The sequence below is a fragment of the Streptomyces sp. NPDC097617 genome, assembly GCF_044761485.1.
Lineage (GTDB): Bacteria > Actinomycetota > Actinomycetes > Streptomycetales > Streptomycetaceae > Streptomyces.
In genome coordinates, this window is the sequence record NZ_JBIWCL010000016.1 from 59,552 (window position 1) to 74,168 (window position 14,617).

Genomic DNA, 14,617 nt, shown 5'->3' on the forward strand with positions numbered 1-14,617 from the left:
CCTGCCGTCCTACTGGGGGTCCGGACCCGTGGCGACGGGGCGGGCCGGGTCCGCGGACCAGTGCGACCAGCTGCCCGCGTAGAGGTCCGACTCGATGCCCGCCACGTTCAGGGCCAGTACCTCGTGCGCTCCGGAGACTCCCGAGCCGCAGTACACCCCCACCGCCGTCCCTTCGGACGCGCCGAGCTCCTCGAACCGGGCGCGCAGGGCGTCCGCGGGCAGGAACCGCCCGTCCGGACCCACGTTCTCCGTGGTCGGAGCCGACAGCGCACCCGGGATGTGGCCGCCGACCGGGTCGATCGGCTCGACCTCGCCGCGGTAACGCTCCCCCGCCCGGGCGTCCAGAAGGACCCCTTCCCGCGCGCGCAGCGCCGCCGCGTCCGCGTCCAGCAGCCCGACCGCTTCTGGAGTTGGCTTGAAATCGCCCTCCGCAACAGTCACCCGATCGGCCGTCACCGCGCCCCCGGCCGCCGTCCAGGCGGCCAGGCCGCCGTCCAGAACCCGCACGTTCGGGTGACCTGTCCAGCGCAGCAACCACCACGCGCGAGCGGCCGCCCAGCCCAGACCACCGTCGTACACAACGACCGGCCCCTCCGCCGGTACGCCCGCCCGCCGCATCGCCTCCCCGAAGGCCTCCGGGTCCGGCAGCGGGTGCCGGCCACCCGACCCGGGCGGACCTGCCAGTTCGTGGTCGAGGTCGACGTACACCGCCCCGGGCAGGTGTCCTGCCTCGTAGGCGGGCCGCTGGTCGGGTCCGCCGAGCTGCCAGCGGACGTCCAGCAGCACCGGCGGGCGGGAGCCCGCCAGCTCGGTCCTCAGTTCGGCGGCGGAGAGGATCGCAGATTTCGCAGTCATGCCGGCCATCTTCCTCCCCGCCCCGCACCCGCGTAACAAGCCCGTCATCGGCGGGCCGCACCGATCCGGTCAACTCCGCGCCGAGCCCCCTCGATGCGGCCCGGTCGGGGCGCGCCGAGTCCCCGGGAGTGGAAGCATCAGCACCGGTAAGCGCCACGACGGAGGAGACGGCTGACATGACCGAGGCAGCGGAACCAACCCGGCGCACGCCCGGTACCCCGTGCTGGGTGAGCCTCATGGTGCACGGGCTCGGGACCACCGAGGACTTCTACGCCGACCTGTTCGGCTGGGAGTACGAACCCGGTCCCGAGCAGCTCGGCCCGTACGTCCGCGCGGTGCTGGACGGCCACGAGGTGGCCGGCATCGGCGAGATGCCGCCGGACCGGCACCTGCCGGTGGCCTGGACGACGTACCTCGCCACGGACGACGCGGACGCGACCGCCGAAGCGGTACGCGCCTGCGGCGGCACGGTGGCGGTGGGTCCGCTGGACGCCGGGATCGCGGGGCGGGTGGCGATCTGCTCCGACCCGCTGGGCGCCATCTTCGGGCTGTGGCAGGCGCAGAGCCGCATGGGCACCCGGCTGCACGGCGGGCCGGGCACCCCCGTGTGGAACGAGCTGGTCACGCAGGACACGTCGACGGTCGGGAAGTTCTACGAGCACGTCTTCGGCCACGAGGCGCAGACGCACGCCACGGCCTCCGACGACTTCGACTACCTGACCCTGCACCTGGAGGGCCGCCCGGTGGCCGCCGTGCACGGCGTCGGCCGCTCGCTGCCGCACGACCGGGGGCCGCACTGGATGGCGTACTTCGAGGTGGAGGACACCGACGTGGCGGCGGCCCGGGTCGTCGAACTCGGCGGGCGCGTCGTCGACCCGCCCCACGAGGGCCCGCGCGGGCGGCAGGCCACGGTCGCGGACCCGGAGGGCGCGGTCTTCGCCATCGTCCCGGCGCGGCGCTGAGGTCAGTCCGCCCTCGGCCCGGGCGCCCGCCCGAAGTGGCGGGCGGTGGGCACGAGGGCGGCCGCGGCGGGTACCAGGAAGCAGGCCGCGGCGCACACCGCGAGGACCGGGGTGACGCCGAAGACGCCGATGGCCGGGGCGATCAGGGCGAGGCCCGCCGGTGCGAGGCCGTAGGACAGCAGGAAGTCCAGTGAGGAGACCCGGGCGAGCTTGTCCGGGGCGACCTCGCGCTGGGTGGCCGTGAACCACGGCACGTTGAACAGCTCGATCCCGATGCCGGCCACGGCGTACGCGGCGATCACCAGGGCCGGGTGGACCGGCAGCATCAAGCTCAGCGGCGCGAAGCCGTAGAGGGCCAGTCCGGCGAACGCGCTCCACCCCTGGGAGCGGGGCCGCCGCCGGGCGGTGACCAGCGCGCCGCCGAGGGCGCCCACGGTGTAGGCGGTCATGGCCGCGGCCAGTACCCACTCGGTGCCGTAGCGGTCGCGGCTGACCAGGGGCAGGGCCACGCTCGTGGCGGAGTAGCCCAGCGCGATCACGGCGGTCAAGGCGCCGAGTCCGGCGAGGAACCAGGGGTGCCGGCGGGCCTCGCGTATGCCGTCGACGAACTCGGCGCGCAGCGATGCGCGCGGGGCGGGTGCTCCTGACGCGGCGCAGGGGTGCGCGTCGGCGCCCCGGCCCGGCAGGAGTGCGGCGACCAGCCAGAGCAGCCCGATCCCCAGCAGCAGCGTCCCGGCGTCGACGAAGGCCGCGAGCAGCGCCGTCAGGGTGGGTCCCGCCAGCGTGGAGGTCCGTACCGCCAGGGTCATGGCGGCGTTGGCCTGCTGCCTGCGGTCGGCGGCGACGGTCTCGGCGGTGAGCGCCTGGAAGGCGGGGCGGCAGGCTCCCTGACCGGCGCCCGCGAGAGTGGCGGCGAGGGTCATCAGCACCAGCGAGCGGCCGAGGCCGAGAGCGAGCAGCGGGGCGGCGACCGCGGCCGCGAGGGCGGACCAGAACACGACGGCGCGGCGCGAGTGACGGTCCGCCAGTACCCCGCCGACCGCGACGGCGAGGAGGAAGCCGGCGGTCCGGGCGGCGAGGACCAGGCCCAGGCCGGCCGCGCCGAGCTCCCGGTGCAGGACCGCGAGGCCGAGCACGAAGGGCAGGGCCCAGGTCGCGAGTCCGGAGGCGGTGGTGCCCGCCCACAGGCGCAGGAACGCGGTGTCGCGCAGGAGGGAACGGGCGGGCGGTGGACCGGTCTCGGTCGTCGCGGGCAGGGGTGTGGTCGCCACGGTGCGGTGCTCCAAGTTCGTCGGCGGGAACCGGATCGCGGCTCGGTGGACCTCGACCCGGGGATCTTAATGAAAACGATAACCATTACAGTACCCTTCTGACGAGGCACTCCCGCCCGGTGCGCGACCACGCCCCGGCCCACACCCACGCCCTTCCCAGACCGGAGAACCCATGCGCCACCGCGCCCGAATCGGCCCTCCCCTCGCGCTCGCCCTGGCCCTCTCGACCGCAGGCTGCTCGACCCCCGCCACCGACGACCGCGCGTCGGCCGGCAAACCGTCCCCCGGGGCGGCCATCGGCAGTTGCGGTCGGCAGCTCCCCTTCGACCGGCCCCCGCAGCGCGCCGTCGCCCTGGACCAGACCTCGACCGAGACCCTGCTGGAACTGGGGCTCCAGGACCGGATGGCCGGCACGGCCAACCTCAAGACGAAGATCCCCGCGCGGTACCGGGACGCGTACGCCGAGGTGCCGGTCATCGCCCCCAAGATCGCCACCGGGGAGCAACTACGGTCCGCCACACCCGACTTCGTCGTGGCCGGCTCCGCCGACCTCTACACGAAGGACCGCGCCGGCACCCGCGAGGAACTGGCGGCCCTGAAGGTCCCGGCCTTCGTCAGCGCCGTGGACTGCCCGCAGCAGAACGAGGCCGGAAAGACCCCCTTCGAACTGCTCTTCTCCGACTACGAGCAGCTCGGCAAGGTCTTCGGCAGCGAGGAACGGGCAGCGGGCCTCGCCCGCGAGCAGCGCGCCGCCGTCGCCAAGGCCGGTGAGAACGCCGGCAGGGCCGCCGACCGGGACGGCGGGCAGCCCACCGTCGTCTACCTCTACTCCGTCCTCAACGGCATGCCGTACGTCGCGGGCCGGACCGGTCTGCCCAGCGAGATGAGCCGGATCGTCGGCGCGAGGAACGCCTTCGACGACGTGGCCGAGGACTGGCCGGAGGTCTCCTGGGAGGAAGTGGCCCGGCGGGAACCCGACTTCATCGTGATCGGCGATCTGTCCGAGCGCGGCAGGCCCGGCGACAGCGCCGCCGAGAAGCGCGCCTCGATGGCCGCGGACCCGGTGGTCTCCCGGCTGGCGGCGGTGCGCGAGAACAGGGTCGTCGAGGTGCCGGGCATCGAACTGGACCCTTCCGTACGCTCCGTGCACGCCCTGGGTCTGCTGGCGGACGCGATGAAGGACCTCGGGTATGTCCGCTGAGCCGGGGGCGGTGGACCTGCTGCTTCCGGCCGCCCGCGACGTCCGGGTGGGCGCGCCCGCGGGAGCGCCGTCCGCCCCGCACCGGGCGGGGCTGTTCCTCGCCGGGGTGCTCGTACTCGCCGTCTCCGTGGCGGCGGGCACCCGGATCGGCGCCGCCGACGTGGGATGGGCCGACCTCGGCCGGGCGCTCGGGGCCCGGCTGGGGCTCGGCGCCGAACCGCTGCCGCCGCTGCTGGACTCGCTCGTCTGGGACCTGCGGCTGCCGCGGGTCCTGATGGCGGCTCTGGTCGGCGCCTCACTCGCGGTGTGCGGCACCGTGCTGCAGGCCGTCACCCGCAACGCGCTGGCCGACCCGTACCTGCTCGGGGTCTCCTCCGGCGCCTCGGCCGGGGCCGTCACCGCGGCCGTCCTGCCCCTGCCCCTCTCGGCGGCCGGCTGGGGCGGCGGAACGCTCGGGATCACCGGCGGAGCCCTCGTCGGCGCCCTGCTCTCCTTCGGCCTGCTGCTGGCGCTGCTGCGCCGGACCGGCCTGGACTCGGTGCGCATCGTCCTCACCGGCGTGGTCGTCGGGCAGCTCTTCACCGCCCTGACCTCGCTGGTCCTGATGGCCTCGGCGGACGCCGACACCACGCGCGCCCTCACCCACTGGCTGCTGGGATCGATGGCCCCGGCCCGCTGGGGCGCCGTCGCGGTCTGCGCGGTCGTCACCCCGCTCGGGCTCGCGGCCGCCTGGCTGTGCGCGAACGCCCTCGACGGTCTCGCGTTCGGCGCGGACACCGCCGCCTCCCTGGGGATCGGCGTACGGCGCACCCGGATGCTGCTGCTCGTGATGACGGCCGTGCTGACCTCGGTGGCGGTGGCCACCGTCGGCGCCATCGGGTTCGTCGGGCTGATCGTGCCGCACGGGGTGCGGCTCCTCGTCGGCCCGCTGCACCGGGTCCTGCTCCCGCACGCGGCGCTCGCGGGCGCGGTGTTCCTGGTGGGGACCGACGCCCTGGCGCGGGTCGCCTTCACGCCGCGCGAGATCCCGGTGGGCGTGATCACGGCCCTGCTCGGGGTACCGCTGTTCCTGCTCGTCCTGCGCCGGAGGGGTGAGCTGTGAGGATCACCGCCGAAGGGCTGAACTGGTCGGCCTCGGGCACGCCCGTCGTCCGCGGGGTCGACCTGGACGTCGCGCCGGGCGAGACGGTCGGCCTGCTCGGCCCCAACGGCTCGGGCAAGTCTTCGCTGCTGCGCTGCCTGGCCGGGCTGCGCGTGCCCGACGCGGGCTCGGTGCACTACGACGGCCGGCCCGTACGGGACTGGAGCGCCCGCCGGATCGCCCGCCGGATCGCCTTCGTCGAGCAGGACCCGGGATTCGACACCGACCTGCGCGTCACCGACGTCGTCGGGCTGGGGCGGACGCCCTTCCGCGACCGCTGGCGCGGACCGGACGCCACCGACCGGGCGGTCGTCGCGGCCGCACTGGACCGCGTGGGCCTGACCGCGCTCGCCGGCCGCTCCTGGAAGGGGCTGTCGGGCGGCGAACGGCAGCGCGCCCATATCGCCCGCGCGCTCGCGCAGCAGCCGTACGGCCTGCTGCTCGACGAACCCACCAACCACCTGGACGTCAAACACCGGTTGGAGCTCATGGAGCTGCTCGCCGGCACCGGGCAGACGGTGCTGGTCGCACTGCACGACCTCTCCCTGGCCGCGCGCTACTGCGACCGGCTCCTGCTGATGCACCACGGCCGGCTGATCGCCTCCGGGACTCCCGCCGCCGTCCTCACCGCCGAGCACCTCGCCCGGATCTTCGAGGTGGACGCCGAACTGGCCGCCGACTCGCTGGGGCGGCCCGCGGTCTGCTTCCGGGGCCCGCTCCGCACCGCCGCGCCCGCGCCCGCGCCTGTGCCTGTGCCTGTGCCCTCACCCGTATCCGCACCCGCACCCGCACCCGCACCGACCCTTCGCGAAGGAACCCCATGACGATCCCCGCAACCACCACCGCCGCCGCACCGACCGTCGACTCCCTCGTCGCGGCCGTCCTGGCCGGTGAACACGGCCCGTTGCCCGCCGGACTCGTGGCGACCAGCGTGTTCTGGATCCACCACGGCACCCGGCTGGCCGGGGGCGACACCACCTACCTCAACCAGTACGTCCTGGTGCGCCTCGGCGGCTCCTTCGGCGGCTGCGCCTTCGAGGCCGGCGAGATCGACCCGGCGGTCTGCCGCGACGCCTCGGGCACCCCGCTCGACGTCCTGCTGCGCGAGGCACCGCGCCCGCTACGGATCGCCGCCCTCGACGCGTACCTGGCCGAGCGGCGCCCGCACCGCGACGCCGGGGCCGAGCCGGTCACCCTCCCCGCCGGCACCCCCGAAGTGCGCGCCCGGACCCGCGACGCGGCCATCGCCGGGCTGCTGGACATCGAAGCGGGCGCCCGGGTCGGCCTCATCGGCGTGGTCGACCCGCTGGTCGCGGCCATCCGCGAGCGAGGCGGCGTACCGCTGCCGTGCGACTTCAACCTCAGCGCCACCCGGTGGGGCGATCCCGTCACCACCGACATGCATGAGGTACTGGAGCGCGCCGACGCCGTCATCGCCACCGGCATGACCCTCGGCAACGGCTCCTTCGACACCGTGCTCGACCGCTGCCGCACCCGGGGCATCCCGCTGGTCGTGTACGCGCAGAGCGGCAGCGCGGTGGCGCGCGCCTTCCTCGGCTCCGGGGTGACTGCCCTGTCCGCGGAGCCCTTCCCCTTCTCCCAGTTCAGCGCCGACCCGACGACCCTCTACCGCTACCGGGCGGTGGAGCAGCCGTGATCGCGCCCGCCGTACGCCGCGGGGTCGGGCACGCCGCCTGCCACCACGGCGAGATCCTCCAGGGCGTCTTCCTCGACGCCACCGGGCGCCGGTGCGCCGGCCTGGTCACCCTGCCGATGACCGGGCCGGGCAGCCGGGCCGAGTTCACCCGGCGCCCCGGCACCCCGCCGGAGCGGCTCGGCGTCCTGCCGGGCGACCGTACGAAGGCCGCCCGCGCGGCGGCCCTCGCCGTGGCCGAGTGTGCGCGGCGGTGCCGGGAGGCGCCCTGCGGCGGGGAGTTGCGGATCGCCTCCGACATCCCGGTGGGCCTCGGCATGGGCAGCTCCACCGGCGATGTCATCGCCGTCGTACGCGCGGTCGCGGACTCCTACGGCGTGCGGCTGGCGCCCGACACCGTGGCCCGGCTCGCGGTACGCGCCGAGCTGGCCTGCGATCCGCTGATGCTCGATACCCGCCCGGTGCTCTTCGCGCAGCGCGAGGGGCGGGTCCTGGAGGTGCTCGGCCCCCGCCTGCCGCCGCTCGTCGTCGTGGGGTGCGCGCTGGGCGGGGGCGCGCCCGTGGACACGCTGTCCCTGCCGGTCCCCGCGCACGACGCGAGTGACGTACGCGCCTTCGAGCGGCTGCGCACCCTGCTGCGGCGGGCCGTGGCCACCGGGAACGCTGCCCTGCTGGGCCGGGTCGCGAGCGCCAGCGCGCGGCGGGGCCAAGAGCTGCTGCGTCACCCGGAGTTCGACACGCTCACCGACATCGCCCGACGGCTCGGGGCCGTGGGGGTGCAGATCGCGCACAGCGGCGCCGTGGCCGGTCTGCTCCTCGACCCAGGGGCCAGGGCGCTGCGCCACCGGGTCCGAGGCTGCGTACGAGCCCTGGAGAGCAACGGCATCGCCGTGACCCGCACCTTCACCACCCTTGCGACGACCCAGGAGTTCCAGAGTGGACCAGCACATCGCGGAGGCCATCGGCCGACCGGATCTGATACGCCTCGACGACCGGCTCGTCTGCCTGCGCTTTGAGACGATGAAGGTCGTCTCCGCCCTCACCGCGGTCCGCCACCTGCTCGACACCGGGGTCGTACGGCGCGGGGACACCCTGCTGGACAGCTCCAGCGGGATCTACGCGTACGCGCTCGCTCTGGCCTGCCACCGGCACGGCATGCGCTGCCACATCGTCGGCTCGACCACCGTCGATCGCACGCTCCGCACCCAACTCGCCGTCCTCGGCGCGACGCTGGAGCGGATGGAGCCGTGCAGCGACCTCAAGCTGGACCAGAAGCGGCGGGTGGAGCGCATCCACGAGATCCTGGCCGAGCACCCCGAGTACCACTGGATGCGCCAGTACCACGACGACATCCACTACCTGGGCTACCGCGCCGTGGCGGACCTGATCCGGAGGTCGACGGGCGGGGACGGGATCACCCTCGTCGGCGGGGTCGGGTCGGGCGCCTCCACCGGAGCCCTCGCCCGCTACCTGCGGGAGGACTCCTGCGACGTCGAACTCGTCGGCGTGCAGCCCTTCGGCAGCGTCACCTTCGGCGCCGGGCACGTCGCCGACCCCGAGATCATCATCGCCGGGATCGGCAGCTCCATCCCCTTCGGGAACGTCAGCCACGCCTCGTACGACACGCTGCACTGGATCTCCTTCGACGCCGCCCTGGCCGGCAGCGTCGATCTGCTGCGGCGGCACGCGGTGTTCGCCGGTCTGTCCACGGGAGCCGGCTACCTCGCGGCCCGCTGGGAGCGGTCCCGGGCCCCGGAGCGCACGGTCGTGTTCATCGCCGCCGACACGGGCCACCGCTACGTGGACACCGTGTACGCCCGCCACCGCGAGGCGGTCGCCGTGGACTGCCTGGCGCCGCGCCCGGTCACGGACCGGGCCGAACTCGCACTCCCCTGGTCCCGGATGCGCTGGAACGGGGCCGCGGGCAGAGAACCGACCGATTGAACCTGACCACCCATGAGCCATAAAGAACACCGCCGAGGTGACGGCCGACAGTCCGGGTTCTGCGCGCGGTCCCGGTACCGACCGGCGATCAGGCGTGGTTGACCGGGAGGACGTCCGGGGAGAGGGTGCCGGTGCGGGCGGCGGCCGAGGTGGTGCGGCGGAGGTGGTGACGGCGGCACAGCACCTCGTAGCCGATCTCCTCCGCCGGGCGGTTCACATCGCCCACGACGACCTGGGCGCCCTCGACGACCATCTCACCGCCCACCGTGCGGGCGTTGTGCGTGGCGCGGGCGCCGCACCAGCACAGGGCCTCCACCTGGAGCTGCTCCAGCCGGTCCGCCAGCTCGATCAGACGCTGCGAGCCCGGGAACAGCTTGGTGCGGAAGTCGGTGGTGATGCCGAAGGCGAAGACGTCCAGGCCCAGGTCGTCGACGATGCGGGCCAGCTGGTCGATCTGCTCGGGGGCCAGGAACTGGGCCTCGTCCACGATCACGTAGTCGGCCTTGCCGCCCTTGGAGAGCTGGGCGACCAGGTACGCGTACAGGTCCATGCCCTCCGGGGCCTCGACCGCCTCGGTCACCAGGCCCAGGCGCGAGGACAGCTTGCCCTCGCCCGCCCGGTCGTCCCGCGTGAAGATGACACCCTGCAGGCCCCGCGCATCGCGGTTGTGGGCGATCTGGAGAGCCAGAGTGCTCTTTCCGCAGTCCATCGTTCCGGAGAAGAACACCAGCTCGGGCATGGGAAGTAGGGGGCCTTTCGGATCGTGGGCAGGTGGCGGGCAGGCGGTCGGCGGCGCGGGGGCGGGGCGCCGACGCGGGTCAGGTGCGGATTTCGAGCAGCGGGACGAGCTGCTCCGCCGCCGTCATCGAGCCGTGCATTCCGGCGAGGGCGGATTCGTTCGGTTCCTTGCGCGAGGCGGTGATCGCGACATCGGCCTGGGCGGCCGCCACCACGTCGCCGATGCGGCCGAGGACGCGCTCGTCGCACTCCCCCGGCACGCCGAACCAGCCCCGTTCCAGGGCCTCTTCGCGGCTCGCGACCCAGAACCGGTCGCCGAGCACCTCGCGCCACACGGTCAGTACGTCCGCCTGCGCGCCCGGCACCGCGTACACGTGCCGGGCCCGGCCCTCGCCGCCCAGCAGGGCGACGCCCGCGCCCAGCTCCCAGTCCTCGTCGAAGTCGATCCGCGCGTCCTCGTCGAAGGGGATGTCGACCATGCCGTGGTCCGCGGTCACGTACAGGGCGGTGCGCGGCGGCAGCTGCTCCGCGAGCCGCTGGACGAGCCGGTCCACGTACATCAGCTGGCCGCGCCAGGCGTCGGAGTCCACGCCGTGGCGGTGGCCGGCCCCGTCGAGCTCGCTGTAGTACGTGTAGACGAGCGAGCGGTCACCGGCCGAGAGGCGCTCGGCCGCCAGGTCCATCCGCTCCTCGCCGGTCATCCGGCCGAGGAAGGTGCCGCCGCTCAGCGCGATCTTGGTGAGCGGGGTGGTCTGGAAGGCGGGCGAGGACACCTGGGCGGTCGCCACCCCGGCCTTGTCGGCCTGCTGGAAGACGGTCGGGTACGGCTGCCAGGGCTTCGGCGGGGTCCACGGGTGCCAGCGGAGCTGGTTCATCAGTTCGCCGGTGGCCGGGTTGCGGACGGCGTAGCCGGGCAGGCCGTGGCGGGCCGGCGGCAGGCCGGTGCCCACGGAGGCGAGCGAGGTGGCGGTGGTCGCCGGGAAGCCCGCGGTGATCGGACGGCCTGTGCCGCCGCGCGAGCTGCCGAGCAGGGAGGTGAGGTACGGGGCCTCGTCCGGGTGGGCCTTGATCTGCTCCCAGCCCATGCCGTCGACCAGGAACACGCAGTTCCGGTCGGCCGGGGTCAGCTCGGGGATCGCGGCGGTGAAGCCGGGGACGCCCTGTCCGGCCGCGAGCGTCGGCAGGAGGTCGGCGAGGGACCCGGTGCCGTACTCCGGGACGGGGGCGCCCGCCAGGTCCAGCAGCTCCGGCTCGGGCCACTCCTGTGCCGCGGCGTACGCCATCAGCGGGTGGGGGTGGCGGAGGTCGCCGCTGTCGCCTCGGAGAGCGCCTGCGCGAAGACCAGGGTCTGGCGCACCGCCTCCGGGCCGTCGCCGGCCTCGCTGACCCGCAGGCTGAGGTCGTCGGCGGTGGAGTTGCCGGTGTAGCCGTGGTCGGAGTCGCAGTTCGGGTCGCCGCAGGCGGCCGGCTCCAGGTCGATCCGGGAGACCGCGCCCCAGCCGATGGTCAGGACGACCTCACGGGGCAGGGTGCCGGGGGTGTAGGACTCCGGGTTGGCGACGACGCGGCTGAGCACCACCGAGGAGATGCTGGACAGCTTGACCGACTCGGTGGAGGTGGTCGCGTACGGGGAGGGGGACCCCGCGTCGGCGGCCTGCTCGTCGGTGTGGCTCACGATGAAGCGGTTGCCGGTCAGGACCAGCACGGTGACGTGGCGGCGCACCTCGTTGGAGTCGAAGGTCGTCTCCTGGTGGACCAGGTACGACGAAATCGGCTCGCCGCCCACCGCGGCCTCCACGGCCTCGGCCACGAGGGCCGGGTAGTAGCCGCTGCGCTCGATCGCCGTGCGCAGCCCCTGGGTCGTCGTACCGGATTTCGCCATGAGGTCCATCCTAAGGCCCGTACGGGGCCCTCAGGCCGCGCCGTACCCGGTCAGTAACTGGGGAGGGTCCGCGGGCCGAGATCGTCGCGGGCGGGCGGGTGGGCGACGCGGACGGCGGCGCTGAGCACGCGGACCCCCTCGGCGGCGACCACGACGGGCTCCAGCGAGACGCCGATCACCTCGGGATGGTCGTCCACCAGGCGGGACAGCCTCAGCAGCAGTTCCTCCAGGGCGGGCGTGTCCACGGGATCACTGCCGCGCCAGCCGAAGAGCAGGGGCGCGGTCCGGATGGACCGGATCAGTCCGGCGGCATCCCGGTCGGTGGCCGGGACCAGTCGGTGGGCGGTGTCGCCGAGCAGCTCGGAGGCGACGCCGGCGAGCCCGAAGGAGAGGACGGCGCCCGCGGCGGGGTCGATGACGGACCGGACGACGGTGTCGACACCGCGCGGCACCATGGCCTGCACGACGGGCTGGAGCTCGGCCGGCTTGCCGAGCGCGTCGGCGAGCTCCTCGTACGAGCGCCGCAGCTCGGCCTCGTTCGCGAGGTCGAGCCGTACGCCGCCCAGGTCCGCGCGGTGGCGCAGGTGCGGGGCGGTGGTCTTCAGGGCCACCGGGTAGCCCAGGACGTCGGCGGCCCGGACCGCCGCGTCGGCGCTCGGCGCGGGCAGGGTGGGCAGGACGCGGATTCCGTACCGCGCGAGCAGCTCGCGGGCGCCCCCTTCGGTCAGGGTCAGCACGGACTCGGTGTCGACGTCCGCCAGCAGCCCGGCCAGCTGCGCCGCGGCCCCGGCCTCGTCGATGTCCTCGTACTCGGGGACCCGGCCGTCGTCGTCGGCGGTGGCCCGGCGCCACTGGCCGTAGCGGACGGCTTCGGCGACGGCCTTGACCGCGCGCTCGGCGGCGGGGTAGCTGGGGATGCTGTCCCCCGCGGCGGTGTACAGCTGCGCGGGCGTCGGAGCCGGGGCGGGCTCGGTGGTCCGGCTGGGGGCGGGGCGCGGGCCGCGCACGGCGGACAGGGCCTCGACGAGCTCGCTCAGCTCGACGTGCACCACCGCCACCGGCTTGCCGGGGCACTCGGCCACGGCGTCGCGGAGCGCACCGGCCAGGTCGTCCGCGGGCGCCTCCTCGCTCACCCAGGGGATGGCCGTGACCACGACCGCGTCGCAGTCCTCGGAGCGGAGCGCTTCGGTCAGGGCGGCGCGGAAGTCCGCCGGCGAGGCGGCGGTCGTCAGGTCCCGGGGCGGCAGCGGCCGCAGCCCCTGGGTGAGGCAGGCGTCGTAGGTGAGGATCCCGAGGGATTCGGAGTTGCCGAGGATCGCGATCCTCGGCCCGGCAGGCAGCGGCTGCGCGGCCAGCAGGAGGCCGACGTCCACCAACTCGGTGACCGTGTCGACGCGGATGACGCCGGCCTGCCGCAGCAGGGCGGAGACGGTGGCCTCCGGCAGCCTGGTGTCGGGGACGACGTGCCCGGCCGGGCTGTGGCGGCCGCCCTTGGCGACGACCACCGGCTTGACGGCCGCCGTACGGCGGGCGAGGCGGGTGAACTTCCGCGGGTTGCCGAGGGTTTCGAGGTAGAGCAGGGCGACGTCGGTCGCCTCGTCGTCGTACCAGTACTGGAGGATGTCGTTGCCGGAGACGTCGGCCCGGTTGCCGGCGGAGACGAAGGAGGACAGGCCCTCGCCGCGCCGCAGCAGGGCGGAGAGCAGGGCGATCCCGATCGCCCCGGACTGGGTGAACAGGCCGATCCGGCCGCGCGTCGGCATCGGCGCGGGGGTGAGGGAGGCGTTGAGCTCCACCTCCGGGGCGGCGTTGATCACCCCGTAGGCGTTCGGCCCGATCAGCCGCATCCCGTACGAGCGCACCTGCCGCACCAGTTCGCGCTGGCGGGCGAGTCCGGCCGGGCCGCTCTCCCCGTAGCCGGCGGACAGGACGACGAGCCCCTGCACCCCGTGCTCTCCGCAGGCGGCCACGGCTTCGGGGACCCGGTCGGCCGGGACGGCGATCACCGCGAGGTCGACCGGGGCGCCGATGGCCCCGATCGCGGGGTAGGCGCGTACGCCGTCGAGCAGGTCGCGGGTGACGGCCTCGTTGACGGCGTAGAGGTGGCCGTGGAAGCCGCTGTCGCGCAGGTTGCGCAGTGCGGCGGCGCCCACGCCGGCGCCGGAGCGGCTGACTCCGACGACCGCGACCGAGCCGGGGGCCAGCAGCCGCTGCACCGAGTGGGCCTCGGCGCGCTGTTCGCGGGCGCGCTGGACGGCGAGGGACTCGGCGGTGGGTTCGAGATCGAGGGTGAGGTGGACGGAGCCGTCCTCGAAGCTGCGCTTCTGCTGGTACCCGGCGTCCGTGAACACCTTGATCATCTTGGAGTTGGCGGGCAGCACCTCGGCGGCGAACCGTCGGATGCCGCGCTCGCGGGCCACCGCGCCGATGTGTTCGAGGAGGGTGGAGGCGACGCCGCGGCCCTGGTGGGCGTCCTGGACGAGGAAGGCGACCTCCGCCTCGTCGGCGGGCCCGGAGGCCGGGCGGCCGTCGGGGCCGATGCGGTCGTAGCGGACGGTGCCGATGAACTCCCCGCCGATGGTCGCGGCGAGCCCGACCCGGTCCACGTAGTCGTGGTGCGTGAAGCGGTGCACGTCACGGTCGGAGAGCCGGGGGTAGGGAGCGAAGAAGCGGTAGTACTTCGACTCGTCCGAGACCTGCTCGTAGAAGCTGACGAGCCGGCCCGCGTCCTCGGTGGTGATGGGCCTGATCCGGGCGGTGCCGCCGTCACGCAGGACGACATCGGCTTCCCAGTGGGCCGGGTACGAGGGGTCCGACTCGATGGTCATGGGCCCACCTTACGGCCGGATCAGGCGGGGCAGCGCTCGCGCGGCGGATGAGGCGGGATGGGACAGATCAGTGCAAGCTGGGGAAGGTCGAGCGGCGAAAAATTCAGGCCGAAGGTCGGTCCGAGCATTCCGGGCGTCGTG

General features: G+C 74.4%; 13 protein-coding genes. 7 read left to right on the forward strand and 6 right to left on the reverse strand.

Features of this window, described 5'->3' with window-relative positions; genetic code table 11:
• Positions 1-9: 9 nt before the first annotated feature.
• On the reverse strand, positions 10-855 hold the full coding sequence (locus ACIQZO_RS24370; protein ID WP_403629567.1) for a sulfurtransferase: 846 nt from the start codon (positions 853-855) through the stop codon (positions 10-12).
• A 176-nt stretch (positions 856-1,031) separates the two neighbouring features.
• On the opposite strand from ACIQZO_RS24370, the gene ACIQZO_RS24375 reads away from it, so the two are divergent.
• Positions 1,032-1,817 carry a VOC family protein gene (locus ACIQZO_RS24375; protein WP_403629569.1) on the forward strand — a complete coding sequence of 262 codons (786 nt, stop codon included), beginning with the start codon at positions 1,032-1,034 and terminating at the stop codon, positions 1,815-1,817.
• A 2-nt stretch (positions 1,818-1,819) separates the two neighbouring features.
• Here ACIQZO_RS24375 and ACIQZO_RS24380 read toward each other — a convergent pair whose 3' ends face one another.
• Positions 1,820-3,088: an MFS transporter gene (locus ACIQZO_RS24380; RefSeq protein WP_403629572.1), complete on the reverse strand. Its 1,269-nt coding sequence runs from the start codon at positions 3,086-3,088 to the stop codon at positions 1,820-1,822.
• Between the two features lie 172 nt (positions 3,089-3,260).
• Between ACIQZO_RS24380 and ACIQZO_RS24385 the strand changes: the two genes are divergently transcribed.
• Genes ACIQZO_RS24385 through ACIQZO_RS24410 form a run of 6 tightly spaced genes read left to right on the forward strand, consistent with a single transcriptional unit; the run spans position 3,261 to position 9,028 of the window.
• The gene (locus tag ACIQZO_RS24385; RefSeq protein ID WP_403629574.1) at positions 3,261-4,289 is read left to right on the forward strand and encodes an ABC transporter substrate-binding protein; all 1,029 of its coding nucleotides are present in this window, start codon (positions 3,261-3,263) and stop codon (positions 4,287-4,289) included.
• Positions 4,279-5,391: a FecCD family ABC transporter permease gene (locus ACIQZO_RS24390; protein WP_403629576.1), complete on the forward strand. Its 1,113-nt coding sequence runs from the start codon at positions 4,279-4,281 to the stop codon at positions 5,389-5,391. Before ACIQZO_RS24385 ends, ACIQZO_RS24390 begins: the two co-directional genes overlap by 11 nt.
• The gene (locus ACIQZO_RS24395; protein WP_403629578.1) at positions 5,388-6,254 is read left to right on the forward strand and encodes an ABC transporter ATP-binding protein; all 867 of its coding nucleotides are present in this window, start codon (positions 5,388-5,390) and stop codon (positions 6,252-6,254) included. The genes ACIQZO_RS24390 and ACIQZO_RS24395 overlap by 4 nt, the downstream gene beginning before the upstream one ends.
• The gene (locus ACIQZO_RS24400) at positions 6,251-7,087 is read left to right on the forward strand and encodes a Rossmann-like domain-containing protein (RefSeq protein WP_403629580.1); all 837 of its coding nucleotides are present in this window, start codon (positions 6,251-6,253) and stop codon (positions 7,085-7,087) included. Before ACIQZO_RS24395 ends, ACIQZO_RS24400 begins: the two co-directional genes overlap by 4 nt.
• A complete protein-coding gene (locus ACIQZO_RS24405; RefSeq protein WP_403629582.1) occupies positions 7,084-8,100 on the forward strand; it encodes a GHMP kinase in 1,017 nt (338 codons plus the stop codon). The genes ACIQZO_RS24400 and ACIQZO_RS24405 overlap by 4 nt, the downstream gene beginning before the upstream one ends.
• On the forward strand, positions 8,021-9,028 hold the full coding sequence (locus tag ACIQZO_RS24410; RefSeq protein WP_403629584.1) for a pyridoxal-phosphate dependent enzyme: 1,008 nt from the start codon (positions 8,021-8,023) through the stop codon (positions 9,026-9,028). The genes ACIQZO_RS24405 and ACIQZO_RS24410 overlap by 80 nt, the downstream gene beginning before the upstream one ends.
• 88 nt (positions 9,029-9,116) lie before the next feature.
• On the opposite strand, the gene ACIQZO_RS24415 is transcribed toward ACIQZO_RS24410, so the two are convergent.
• The 4 genes from ACIQZO_RS24415 to ACIQZO_RS24430 all read right to left on the reverse strand — a co-directional run bounded on the left by ACIQZO_RS24415 (position 9,117) and on the right by ACIQZO_RS24430 (position 14,476).
• Positions 9,117-9,767, reverse strand: coding sequence for a thymidine kinase (locus ACIQZO_RS24415; protein ID WP_403629587.1), 651 nt, complete (start codon positions 9,765-9,767; stop codon positions 9,117-9,119).
• 79 nt (positions 9,768-9,846) lie between these two features.
• Positions 9,847-11,049 (reverse strand): alkaline phosphatase family protein, encoded by a 1,203-nt coding sequence (locus ACIQZO_RS24420; protein WP_403629590.1) that lies wholly within the window; start codon positions 11,047-11,049, stop codon positions 9,847-9,849.
• A complete protein-coding gene (locus tag ACIQZO_RS24425; protein WP_402663809.1) occupies positions 11,049-11,648 on the reverse strand; it encodes a DUF5998 family protein in 600 nt (199 codons plus the stop codon). Before ACIQZO_RS24425 ends, ACIQZO_RS24420 begins: the two co-directional genes overlap by 1 nt.
• 50 nt (positions 11,649-11,698) lie before the next feature.
• The gene (locus ACIQZO_RS24430) at positions 11,699-14,476 is read right to left on the reverse strand and encodes a GNAT family N-acetyltransferase (protein ID WP_403629592.1); all 2,778 of its coding nucleotides are present in this window, start codon (positions 14,474-14,476) and stop codon (positions 11,699-11,701) included.
• Positions 14,477-14,617 lie beyond the last annotated feature (141 nt).